At 61.5% G+C, this 10625-nt stretch carries 11 protein-coding genes and 1 riboswitch; of the genes, 8 read left to right on the forward strand and 3 right to left on the reverse strand.

Going from position 1 to position 10625, the window contains the following annotated elements:
* Nucleotides 1–117 precede the first annotated feature (117 nt).
* Complete coding sequence (locus QMX86_RS25310) at nt 118–414, reverse strand: DUF1330 domain-containing protein (protein WP_160769442.1); 297 nt, start codon at nt 412–414, stop codon at nt 118–120.
* Between the two features lie 68 nt (nt 415–482).
* Between QMX86_RS25310 and ribBA the strand changes: the two genes are divergently transcribed.
* From ribBA to QMX86_RS25335, 5 genes are all read left to right on the forward strand, one after another.
* On the forward strand, nt 483–1592 hold the full coding sequence (gene ribBA, locus QMX86_RS25315) for a bifunctional 3,4-dihydroxy-2-butanone-4-phosphate synthase/GTP cyclohydrolase II (protein WP_016775017.1): 1110 nt from the start codon (nt 483–485) through the stop codon (nt 1590–1592).
* 357 nt (nt 1593–1949) lie between these two features.
* Nucleotides 1950–2975, forward strand: a complete 1026-nt coding sequence (locus tag QMX86_RS25320; RefSeq protein ID WP_016775018.1) for an ABC transporter substrate-binding protein — start codon at nt 1950–1952, stop codon at nt 2973–2975.
* Nucleotides 2972–3880: an ABC transporter permease gene (locus QMX86_RS25325; protein WP_016775019.1), complete on the forward strand. Its 909-nt coding sequence runs from the start codon at nt 2972–2974 to the stop codon at nt 3878–3880. Before QMX86_RS25320 ends, QMX86_RS25325 begins: the two co-directional genes overlap by 4 nt.
* A 6-nt stretch (nt 3881–3886) precedes the next feature.
* Nucleotides 3887–4696 (forward strand): ABC transporter permease, encoded by an 810-nt coding sequence (locus tag QMX86_RS25330; RefSeq protein ID WP_273527380.1) that lies wholly within the window; start codon nt 3887–3889, stop codon nt 4694–4696.
* A gap of 17 nt (nt 4697–4713) precedes the next feature.
* Nucleotides 4714–5868, forward strand: coding sequence for an ABC transporter ATP-binding protein (locus tag QMX86_RS25335; RefSeq protein ID WP_282386921.1), 1155 nt, complete (start codon nt 4714–4716; stop codon nt 5866–5868).
* Nucleotides 5869–6071: 203 nt separating this feature from the next.
* On the opposite strand, the gene map is transcribed toward QMX86_RS25335, so the two are convergent.
* Nucleotides 6072–6863: a type I methionyl aminopeptidase gene (gene map, locus QMX86_RS25340; RefSeq protein WP_282386919.1), complete on the reverse strand. Its 792-nt coding sequence runs from the start codon at nt 6861–6863 to the stop codon at nt 6072–6074.
* A complete protein-coding gene (locus QMX86_RS25345; protein WP_007918027.1) occupies nt 6860–7087 on the reverse strand; it encodes a ParD-like family protein in 228 nt (75 codons plus the stop codon). The genes map and QMX86_RS25345 overlap by 4 nt, the downstream gene beginning before the upstream one ends.
* A 119-nt stretch (nt 7088–7206) precedes the next feature.
* Nucleotides 7207–7401: riboswitch (cobalamin riboswitch) on the forward strand.
* Nucleotides 7402–7539: 138 nt separating this feature from the next.
* Between QMX86_RS25345 and QMX86_RS25350 the strand changes: the two genes are divergently transcribed.
* From QMX86_RS25350 to QMX86_RS25360, 3 genes are read left to right on the forward strand one after another with little or no spacing between them, the layout of a single operon-like run.
* Nucleotides 7540–8553 carry an ABC transporter substrate-binding protein gene (locus tag QMX86_RS25350; protein ID WP_282386918.1) on the forward strand — a complete coding sequence of 338 codons (1014 nt, stop codon included), beginning with the start codon at nt 7540–7542 and terminating at the stop codon, nt 8551–8553.
* Nucleotides 8550–9566, forward strand: a complete 1017-nt coding sequence (locus QMX86_RS25355) for an iron ABC transporter permease (protein WP_282386917.1) — start codon at nt 8550–8552, stop codon at nt 9564–9566. The genes QMX86_RS25350 and QMX86_RS25355 overlap by 4 nt, the downstream gene beginning before the upstream one ends.
* Nucleotides 9563–10327 (forward strand): ABC transporter ATP-binding protein, encoded by a 765-nt coding sequence (locus QMX86_RS25360; protein ID WP_122704015.1) that lies wholly within the window; start codon nt 9563–9565, stop codon nt 10325–10327. Before QMX86_RS25355 ends, QMX86_RS25360 begins: the two co-directional genes overlap by 4 nt.
* The last annotated feature ends 298 nt before the right edge of the window (nt 10328–10625 follow it).

Here is a 10625-nt window from a genome sequence, read left to right on the forward strand (position 1 = left end):
TTCCCACTCTCCGCGTGTGAATGCCTCTACGGACGCTCCGCGTTCGGCTCTGGATGGGACGCAGAGCGTCCCGGGCTGCATTCCCACGCGGAGCGTGGGAACGATCATCAGTGTGGCTTAAATTGGGTTGATGCCTTCAACGATGATGATCTCCGCTCTCGCCCAATCTTCGCGGTAGCTCTTCGCCTCCTGATACGCCGCCGAGCGGTAGCACGCCACGGCTGTTTCGTAGCTTTCAAACTCGATGATCACCGTGCGCTGTGGCGTCTGCCGCCCTTCCAGCGCTTCACTGCGCCCGCCTCTGGCGAGAAACTTGCCGCCGAATGCGGCAATCGCCTGCGGGGTGCGCTGGGTGTATTGGCTGTAGTGCTCGGCATCGGCTATATCCACATGTGCAATCCAGTACGCCTTCATAGTGACCTCTTTGTTTATTTTGTATTATGGTATACCAATATATTTCCAACGAACCCTGAGAGTCCAGCATGGCCTTCAACAGCATCGAAGAAATCATCGAAGATTATCGTCTCGGCAAAATGGTCCTGCTGGTCGATGACGAAGACCGCGAGAATGAAGGCGACCTGCTGCTGGCCGCTGATCGTTGCACGCCGGAGGCTATCAGCTTCATGGCCCGCGAGGCACGCGGGCTGATCTGCCTGACCCTGACCGACGAACATTGTCAGCGCTTGGGCCTGGAGCAAATGGTACCCGCCAACGGCAGTGTGTTCAGCACTGCATTTACCGTGTCGATCGAAGCGGCGGTCGGCGTGACTACCGGCATTTCCGCCGCAGATCGCGCCTGCACAGTCGCCGCCGCCGTCGCGCCGAATGCCCGCGCCGAAGACCTGGTGCAACCCGGTCATATCTTTCCGTTGCGCGCCAAGGAAGGTGGCGTGCTGACCCGCGCCGGGCATACCGAGGCCGGTTGCGATCTGGCGCGTCTGGCCGGTTTCACCCCGGCCTCGGTGATCGTCGAAGTGATGAACGACGACGGCACCATGGCCCGCCGCCCGGATCTGGAGCAGTTCGCGCGCAAGCACGGGATCAAGATCGGCACCATTGCCGACCTGATCCACTACCGCCTGAGCACCGAGCACACCATCGAACGCATCGGCGAACGTGAGCTGCCGACGGTGCATGGCACGTTCCGTTTGATTACCTTCGAGGATCGCATCGAAGGCGGCGTGCACATGGCGATGGTCATGGGCGATCTGCGCCGCGAAGAGCCGACACTGGTGCGCGTGCACGTGATCGATCCGCTGCGCGATCTGGTCGGCGCCGAGTACAGCGGGCCGACGAACTGGACGCTGTGGGCGGCGCTGCAACGGGTCGCGGCGGAAGGTCATGGGGTTGTGGTGGTGCTGGCCAATCATGAATCGTCACAGGCGTTGCTCGAACGCGTGCCGCAGTTGACCCAGCCGCCACGGCAGTTCAGCCGTTCGCAATCGCGGATCTATTCCGAAGTCGGGACGGGGGCGCAGATTCTGCAGAACCTTGGGGTTGGCAAGCTGCGCCACCTCGGTCCGCCGCTGAAGTACGCGGGGTTGACCGGGTATGACCTCGAGGTGGTTGAGAGCATCCCTTTCACTGAATAAGCCTGCTATCGATAATCCCCTGTGGCGAGGGGATTTATCCCCGTCGGGCTGCGAAGCGGCCCCGATTCCTGCCAACGCGATCCGCCAGAAATATCGCATGTCCCGCTTTCAGGGCTGCTCCGCAGCCCAACGGGGATAAATCCCCTCGCCACAGTTTCATTCGCTACACATTTGGATGAAGGCCGGAAAAACAGATCCGCCAGATAACCGGTAAGGCAAAGTGCTTGCACAAAGTTTGGAATACCATAATATGATATTCCATAGACCGGACGTTCCAACGAAGCATCCGGCTACTGCTCCCGACAGGCGGGCAACAACGCAAGGCCCGCTCAAAAACACAACAATGAGGGCGTGAACATGGTGTTGAACAAAGCTGCAACCGCGATCTTTTTCGCGGGACTGCTCAGCGTTACCGGCCAGGCTGCAATGGCTGCCGAAAGCGTGAATTTTGTCAGCTGGGGCGGTAGCACCCAGGATGCGCAGAAACAGGCCTGGGCCGATCCGTTCAGCAAGGCCAGCGGCATCACCGTCGTTCAGGACGGTCCCACCGACTACGGCAAACTCAAAGCCATGGTCGAAAGCGGCAACGTGCAGTGGGACGTGGTCGATGTCGAAGCCGATTTCGCCCTGCGCGCCGCTGCCGAAGGCCTGCTTGAACCCCTCGACTTCAAAGTGATCCAGCGCGACAGGATCGACCCGCGCTTCGTCAGCGATCACGGCGTCGGCTCGTTCTTCTTCTCCTTCGTCCTCGGCTACAACGAAGGCAAGCTCGGCGCCAACAAGCCGCAGGACTGGAGCGCGCTGTTCGACACCAAGACCTACCCGGGCAAACGCGCCCTGTACAAATGGCCAAGCCCCGGCGTGCTCGAACTGGCGCTACTGGCCGACGGCGTTGCGGCTGACAAGCTTTATCCGCTGGATCTGGATCGCGCCTTCAAGAAACTCGACACCATCAAGAAGGACATCGTCTGGTGGGGCGGCGGCGCGCAGTCGCAGCAACTGCTGGCGTCCGGCGAAGCGAGCATGGGCCAGTTCTGGAATGGCCGTGTGCACGCCTTGCAGGAAGACGGCGCACCGGTCGGCGTGAGCTGGAAACAGAACCTGGTCATGGCCGACATTCTGGTCATTCCAAAAGGCTCGAAAAACAAGGACGCGGCGATGAAGTTCCTCGCCAATGCGAGCAGCGCTAAAGGCCAGGCCGACTTCTCCAACCTGACCGCCTACGCGCCGGTCAACCTCGACAGTGTGGAGCGTCTGGATTCGACGCTGGCCCCCAACCTGCCGACGGCTTACGCCAAGGATCAGATCACCCTTGATTTCGCTTACTGGGCCAAGAACGGTCCGGCTATCGCGACACGGTGGAACGAATGGCTGGTCAAATGAAAATCGCGGCCACTGCGCCTCGTCCTTCCACTGCCACCGGGAGCGCCGCCGGCGCTGCCGGTTCGGCCTTCAAGCAACGCTGGCGCGGCGCCGGCAACCTCGTCCCGGCGCTGCTGTTCCTCGGCCTGTTCTTTCTCGCGCCGTTGATTGGCCTGCTGCTGCGCGGTGTGCTCGAACCTGTACCTGGCCTTGGCAACTACGAACAACTGTTCGCCAACTCGGCCTATGCGCGAGTGCTGCTCAACACCTTTTCGGTGGCCGGGCTGGTGACGCTGTTCAGCCTGCTCCTGGGTTTTCCGCTGGCCTGGGCGATCACCCTGGTGCCGCGCGGTTGGGGGCGCTGGATCCTCAACATCGTCCTGCTGTCGATGTGGACCAGCCTGCTCGCCCGTACCTATTCGTGGCTGGTTTTGCTGCAAGCCTCGGGCGTGATCAACAAGGCGCTGATGGCGATGGGCATCATCGATCAGCCGTTGGAAATGGTGCACAACCTCACGGGCGTGGTGATCGGCATGAGCTACATCATGATCCCGTTCATCGTGCTGCCGTTGCAGGCGACCATGCAGGCCATCGACCCGATGATCCTGCAGGCCGGCTCGATCTGCGGCGCCAGTCCGTGGACCAACTTCTTCCGGGTGTTCCTGCCGCTGTGCCGGCCGGGTCTGGCGTCCGGCGGTTTGATGGTGTTCGTGATGTCGCTCGGTTACTACGTCACCCCGGCGCTGCTCGGCGGGGCGCAAAACATGATGCTGCCGGAGTTCATCATTCAGCAGGTGCAATCGTTCCTCAACTGGGGCCTGGCCAGTGCCGGCGCCGCGTTGCTGATCGCAATCACCCTGGTGCTGTTCTACTTCTACCTGAAGCTTCAACCGGAATCCCCGGTTGGCGCCAGTAACGCGAGGTAAGCCGACATGCTCCTGACCCCCAATGCCATGAGCCGGCGCATGCGTTTCGGCCTCTACGCCACGACTGGGCTGATCGGTCTGTTCCTGCTGTTGCCGATCGTGTTCATCGTGCTGCTGTCGTTCGGCTCCTCGCAGTGGCTGGTGTTCCCGCCACCGGGCTGGACGCTGAAATGGTACGGCCAGTTCTTCTCCAATCCCGACTGGATGAACGCCGCTGCCGCCAGCCTAAAAGTTGCCGTGCTGACCACGATCTGCGCCGTGGCCCTCGGTTTGCCGACCGCGTTTGCGCTGGTGCGCGGACGCTTCCCCGGCCGCGAGATGCTCTACGGCCTGTTCACCCTGCCGATGATCGTGCCGCTGGTGATCATTGCCGTGGCGGTGTACGCGCTGTTTCTCAAGCTCGGCTACACCGGGACCATGTTCGCCTTCGTCGTCAGCCACGTGATCGTCGCGATGCCGTTCACCATCATCTCGATCATCAACTCGCTGAAGCTGTTCGATCAGTCGATTGAAGACGCGGCGGTAATCTGCGGTGCCTCGCGCTTGCAAGCGGTGTTCAAGGTGACGTTCCCGGCGATCCGTCCGGGGATGGTCGCCGGCGCCCTCTTCGCCTTCCTCGTTTCGTGGGACGAAGTGGTGCTCAGCGTGATGATGGCGAGCCCGACTCTGCAAACCCTTCCCGTGAAAATGTGGACCACTTTGCGCCAGGACCTGACCCCAGTGATCGCCGTCGCTTCGACGCTGCTGATCGGCTTGTCGGTTTTGGTCATGGTCATCGCCGCCGCATTGCGCCGGCGCAACGAAATCAGCGCCTGAGCGCCCAGGAGTACGACATGAGTGCCGTGATCAAAGACGCATCCCAGCAGAGCGACAAACCCCTGGTCAGCCTGCGCAACCTGAACAAGCACTACGGCGATTTCGCTGCCGTCGACAATATCTCGCTGGACATCAAGGACGGCGAATTCCTCACATTCCTGGGCTCCAGCGGCTCGGGCAAAAGCACCACGCTGTCGATGCTCGCCGGATTTGAAACACCGAGCAGCGGCGAGATCCTCGTCAATGGCCAGTCGCTGGTCAATGTGCCGCCGCACAAGCGCGACATCGGCATGGTCTTCCAGCGCTACTCGCTGTTCCCGCATCTGTCGGTACGCGACAACATCGCCTTCCCTTTGGCGATTCGCAAACTGGCTGCCGCCGAGCGCGAAAAGCGCGTCGATGCGATGTTGAAGCTGGTGCAGCTCGAACAGTTCGCCCATCGCCGCCCTTCGCAACTGTCTGGTGGTCAGCAACAACGTGTCGCCATCGCCCGGGCGCTGGTTTACGAGCCGCGCATCCTGCTGATGGACGAACCGCTGGGCGCGCTGGATAAAAAACTGCGCGAAGACCTGCAAGACGAATTGCGCCAACTGCACCGACGTCTGGGTATCACCATCGTTTACGTGACCCACGACCAGGAAGAAGCCATGCGTCTGTCGCAACGCATCGCGATTTTCAGCCACGGCAAAATCGTCGGCCTGGGCAGTGGTTATGACCTTTACCAGAATCCGCCGAATGCATTTGTCGCGTCGTTCCTGGGCAATTCGAACTTCCTCAAGCTCAAGGCGCAAGGCAATGCGGCAGCGAGTTTCGAGGGTCAGTTGTTGTCGATTCGGCTGACGTCCGGGTTGCACACTGATCAGGATGTGCTGCTGATGGTGCGTCCGGAAAAGGCCTTGGCGCTGAGCACGCAGCAGGCGCTGGATGAGCCGCTGGCGGCGGGTTGGAATGAAGTATCGGCGAATGTTGTGGAGGTGCTGTTTCTCGGTGAGAGCCAGACGTGCAGCGTGGTGACTGCGGGCGGGACGTCGATGACGGTGAAAGCGCTATCGGCAGCGGGCATGCCGCTCAAGGCCGGCGATCCGGTCCGGGTGCGCTGGGCGACGGCGGATGCTTGTGTTTATACCGAGTGGACCGAGAGCGATTTGAACAAGGCAGCAGGTGCTCACTGATTGCGCTGAGTCAGTTGGATCTACCCCCTCACCCCAGCCCTCTCCCCCACGGGGGGCGAGGGGGAAAGGGAGCCGATCTTCATGCTGTTCAAAATGTAAGTTCGACTCGGTATCGCACGTCGGCGTATATCCCAACAACACCTCGGTCAGTCCCCTCTCCCATTGGGAGAGGGCTAGGGTGAGGGCAAGCAGGCGACGCGGTATCAGCCAATGGCCCGGTACCCTTCAATCTCATCCGGCCACGCCGTCAGCACTTCAAACCCGCTCTCCGTCACCGCGACCATATGCTCCCACTGCGCCGACAACGAGCCATCCTTGGTCAATACGGTCCAGCCATCAGGCATGTTCTTCACATGGCGTTTGCCGGCATTGAGCATCGGTTCTACGGTGAAAATCATCCCGGCCTTGAGCTTCAGCCCTTGATTGGGAAAGCCGTAATGCAGGATTTGCGGTTCGTCGTGATAGACCTTGCCGATGCCATGGCCGCAATACTCGCGCACCACGCTGAAGCCCTCCGCCTCCGCCAGGCTCTGGATCGCATGACCGATATCGCCCAGCGTTGCGCCCGGTTTCACTGCGCGAATACCTGCGCACATGGCTTCGTAGGTGGTCTTGATCAGGTGCTGCGCTTCAGGAGTCGCCTCACCCACGACGTACATGCGGCTGGTATCACCGAACCAGCCATCCTTGATCACGGCGATGTCGAGATTGACGATGTCGCCATCCTTCAATGGCGTACCCGATGGAATCCCGTGGCACACCACATCGTTGACCGACGCACAGACGGTTTTCGGAAAGCCGTGATAACCGACGTTGGCCGGCACGGCTTTCTGCACATTGACGATGTAATCGTTGCACAACCGGTCCAGCTCATCGGTGGTCACCCCGGCCTTCACATGCGGCACCAGCATCGCCAGTACTTCGGCGGCGAGTTTGCCGGCGGCGCGGGATTTTTCAATGTCGGCCTGGGTGTTGATTTTGATCTGGTTTCTCATGCGCTGACGGCTTCCTGAGTCAGTTGTTGCAGATCCAGGCCACCATTCTGTTCGGCGCGGATCAGCAGGCGGCAAATGGCGCTGTGGTCGAGGTTGGGATGCAGCTCGGCGAGCATGCCGATGCGCATCCAGTGCTCGGCCTGCGCGTTGATCGAGCGGCTGAGGGCGTTGCTGGAGATGCGCAGATTCTCGTGCATGTCCTCTGAAATCTTTACGATGCCCATATATGAATCCGATACGATGTGTATATGGATCGTATATTAGCCAAGGCATATGACAGATTGCAATGCCGACGACAAAATGACGCTGTGGCAGATTCGGCTCCCCCTCCACCGCGCAAATCGACTACCATGCCGCCGCCGGTTTCCACACGGAATTAATAGGGAATCCGAAATGCTTGCACAGCATCAATCGGAACTGCCCCCGCAACTGTAGGTGCCGAGCCTGCTCCTCGACTGCCACTGGGTGAATCCCGGGAAGGCCGGAGCGTGGCGATGACGCATCAGTCAGGAGACCTGCCGGCACAGTGACTGACTAACCGGCGGGGTGTCCGGGAAGGACATCGTGCCGTGCGCATTTTCCCCGTGCCGGCCTTGCGCAGTTTCCACGACCGCGCCCGAGGTGTGTTTCCAACCGTACCCGCCCGCTCCCGTACGGTTCTCCTGGAGACTGCCCCATGCTGCTGCCCCGCATTGCCACCCTGCTCACCGCTCTGAGCCTTTGCGCCCTGGCGCAAGCGGCGCCGACTGCGTATCCGCTGACCGTCGAAAACTGTGGCAGCAGCCTGACCTTTCAACACGCACCCGCGCGCACGGTGACCATCGGCCAAGCCGGCACGGAAATGCTCTACGCCTTGGGCCTGGGCGACAAAGTCGTTGGCACTTCGCTGTGGTTCAACGACGTGCTGGGCACATACAAAGCACAGAACGACAGGATCGAGCGCCTCGCCGACAACGAGCCGAGTTTCGAAGCGGTGATCGCCAAACGCCCGGAACTGGTAGCCGTCGAGCTGGAATGGATGGTCGGCCCGCAAGGCGCGGTCGGCACTCGCGAGCAGTTTCATGAACTGAAGATTCCGACCTATCTGCTGCCCTCCGATTGCGAAGCCAAGGACAACCTCGTCGGCTCGGACGGCACGCGGCTGGCGCCGTTTCGCATCGACAGCATCTACAAAGCCGTGAGCCAGCTCGCAGCGATTTTCGATGTGCAGGCGCGTGGCGAGCAACTCAATGAGCAGCTCAAAGCCAGCCTCGCGCAGTCGATCGCCACCGCAAAAAAGAAGCAGCGCAAAGACGTCAGCGCCCTGGTGTGGTTCTCCAGCGCCGAGATGGACATCGAGCCGTTCGTGGCCGGGCACAAAGGCGTTCCCGATTTCATGCTCAGCACCCTCGGCGTGCGCAACGTGGTCGAGTCGGATGAAGAATGGCCAACCGTCGGCTGGGAAACCATCGCCAAGGCCAACCCGACGTTTCTGGTGATCGCGCGCATGGATCGTCGACGTTTCCCGGCGGACGACTATCAGAAAAAACTCGCCTTCCTGCGCAGTGATCCGGTGACGCGCAACATGGACGCGGTCAAGCACAACCGCATCATCATCCTCGACGCCATGGCCATGCAGGCCAGCCTGCGCACCTTCGACGGCCTCGCACAACTGGCCAGCGCCATCAACGGCTACGACCTGTCGCCATGAGCAGACGCCTGATCCGATTGCTGCTGGTGCTGTTGACGCTGTCGGTTGCGCTGATCGGTGGCGTGGCCATTGGTGAGACTTCGATCGAGCCGAGCGTGGTATTGCAGGTGCTGGCCAACAAGCTGTGGGGCGTCGGTTATGTGCTCGACCCGATCGACGAAGGCATTGTCTGGAACTATCGCCTGACTCGCGCCTTGGTCGCGGCGGCTTGCGGCGCCGGTCTGGCGACGTGCGGGGTGATCCTGCAATCGCTGCTGCGCAATCCGCTGGCCGATCCGTATCTGCTGGGTATTTCTGCTGGCGCCTCGACCGGCGCGGTGATGGTCGCCCTGCTTGGCGTCGGCGCCGGGGCGATTTCATTGTCGGTGGGTGCCTTTGCCGGCGCGGTGATCGCTTTCGTACTGGTGATCCTGTTAGCGCGGGTCAGCGGCTCGGCCAGCGGCACCGGGCAGATCATTCTGGCCGGGATTGCCGGCTCGCAGCTGTTCAACGCCCTCACCGCTTTTCTGATCACCCGCTCGGCCAGCTCCGAACAAGCGCGCGGCATCATGTTCTGGCTGTTGGGCAATCTCGGCGGCGTGCGCTGGCCGTCGGTGTGGCTGGCGGTGCCGGTGGCGGTGTTGGGGTTGGTTGTTTGTCTGTGGCATCGCCGGGCGCTGGATGCGTTCACCTTTGGTGCGGACTCGGCGGCGTCTCTCGGCATTCCAGTGCGCCGCGTGCAGATTCTGTTGATTGGCTGTGCCGCGCTGGTGACGGCGGTGATGGTGTCGATTGTCGGCTCGATCGGCTTTGTCGGTCTGGTGATTCCCCATGCCGCGCGGTTGTTGCTCGGCACCGGCCATGCGCGTCTGTTGCCCGCCAGTGCGCTGGGCGGTGCGGTGTTTCTGATTGCCGCCGATGTGCTGTCACGCACCCTGATCAAGGGTCAGGTGATCCCGGTCGGCGTGATCACTGCGCTGGTCGGCGCACCGGTGTTCGCGCTGATTCTGGTGGGCCGGAGATCGGCGCGATGAACACGGTTCTGAGTTGTGCGGGTGTGGGCTTCAAAGTGCGCGGTGCCGAGTTGCTCAACGGTGTCAGCCTCGACGTTCAGCGCGGCGAGACCCTGGGCATTGTCGGGCCGAACGGTTCGGGTAAATCCACGCTGCTGAAACTGCTCGCCGGCCTGCGCGAACCGAGCGCGGGCCATGTGCAGCTCGGCGGTCAGGCGCTGGGCAAGATGTCGCGGCGCACTATCGCGCAGACGCTGGCGGTGGTTGAGCAACAGGCCGATACCGACGATGGCATTCGCGTGTTCGACGCGGTGGCGCTCGGGCGCACGCCGTGGTTGTCGGCGCTGCAACCGTGGTCGCCGGCCGATGACGCCATCGTCGAGCAAGCGCTGGTCGACGTCGACGCCGTGCACCTGCGCAACCGCCTCTGGCGCAGCCTCTCCGGCGGTGAACGCCAACGCGTGCACATCGCCCGCGCACTGGCGCAGCGCCCGCAGATCCTGCTGCTCGACGAGCCGGCCAACCATCTCGATATCCAGCATCAGTTGAGCATTCTGCAAGTGGTGCGCGCACTGCCGGTGACTACGCTGATCGCCCTGCACGATCTCAATCAGGCGCTCAAATGCGATCGCCTGGCAGTGCTGGAGCGCGGGCGTCTGGTCGCGCTTGGCGAGCCGCTGCACGTGCTGACGCCGGAGCGTTTACAGGCGACTTTCGGCGTCAGGGCGCACTATCTGACGGACCCGTTCGATGGTGCGCCGATATTGCGCTTCCTTGCCTGATGCATGTGTAGCTGACACACCGCTTTCGCGAGCAGGCTCGCTCCCACAAAGGATTTGTGTGTTGCCGTGAATGACAGGGGGAACGCGAATTCTGTGTGAGCGAGCCTGCTCGCGAAGGCGTCAGGTCATCCAACATATAGGTCAACTGACACACCGTTTTCGCGAGCAGGCTGAACTGGCCTAATGATTTTGGACACTTCAATCAGGCGCTATGATGGCGTCCAAATCTGAGGTGTTCGGATATGCGTAACTCTTATTCAACTGAATTCAAACTCAAGGCTGTCGGCATGGTATTGGA

The sequence above is a fragment of the Pseudomonas sp. PS01270 genome (assembly GCF_029959775.1).
In the GTDB taxonomy this organism is placed as follows: domain Bacteria; phylum Pseudomonadota; class Gammaproteobacteria; order Pseudomonadales; family Pseudomonadaceae; genus Aquipseudomonas; species Aquipseudomonas atacamensis.

Coding starts and splice junctions, on each gene's coding strand:
- QMX86_RS25310 (WP_160769442.1), bottom strand. CDS start 414: ATGAAGGCGTACTGGATTGCACATGTGGATATAGCCGATGCCGAGCAC.
- ribBA (WP_016775017.1), top strand. CDS start 483: ATGGCCTTCAACAGCATCGAAGAAATCATCGAAGATTATCGTCTCGGC.
- QMX86_RS25320 (WP_016775018.1), top strand. CDS start 1,950: ATGGTGTTGAACAAAGCTGCAACCGCGATCTTTTTCGCGGGACTGCTC.
- QMX86_RS25325 (WP_016775019.1), top strand. CDS start 2,972: ATGAAAATCGCGGCCACTGCGCCTCGTCCTTCCACTGCCACCGGGAGC.
- QMX86_RS25330 (WP_273527380.1), top strand. CDS start 3,887: ATGCTCCTGACCCCCAATGCCATGAGCCGGCGCATGCGTTTCGGCCTC.
- QMX86_RS25335 (WP_282386921.1), top strand. CDS start 4,714: ATGAGTGCCGTGATCAAAGACGCATCCCAGCAGAGCGACAAACCCCTG.
- map (WP_282386919.1), bottom strand. CDS start 6,863: ATGAGAAACCAGATCAAAATCAACACCCAGGCCGACATTGAAAAATCC.
- QMX86_RS25345 (WP_007918027.1), bottom strand. CDS start 7,087: ATGGGCATCGTAAAGATTTCAGAGGACATGCACGAGAATCTGCGCATC.
- QMX86_RS25350 (WP_282386918.1), top strand. CDS start 7,540: ATGCTGCTGCCCCGCATTGCCACCCTGCTCACCGCTCTGAGCCTTTGC.
- QMX86_RS25355 (WP_282386917.1), top strand. CDS start 8,550: ATGAGCAGACGCCTGATCCGATTGCTGCTGGTGCTGTTGACGCTGTCG.
- QMX86_RS25360 (WP_122704015.1), top strand. CDS start 9,563: ATGAACACGGTTCTGAGTTGTGCGGGTGTGGGCTTCAAAGTGCGCGGT.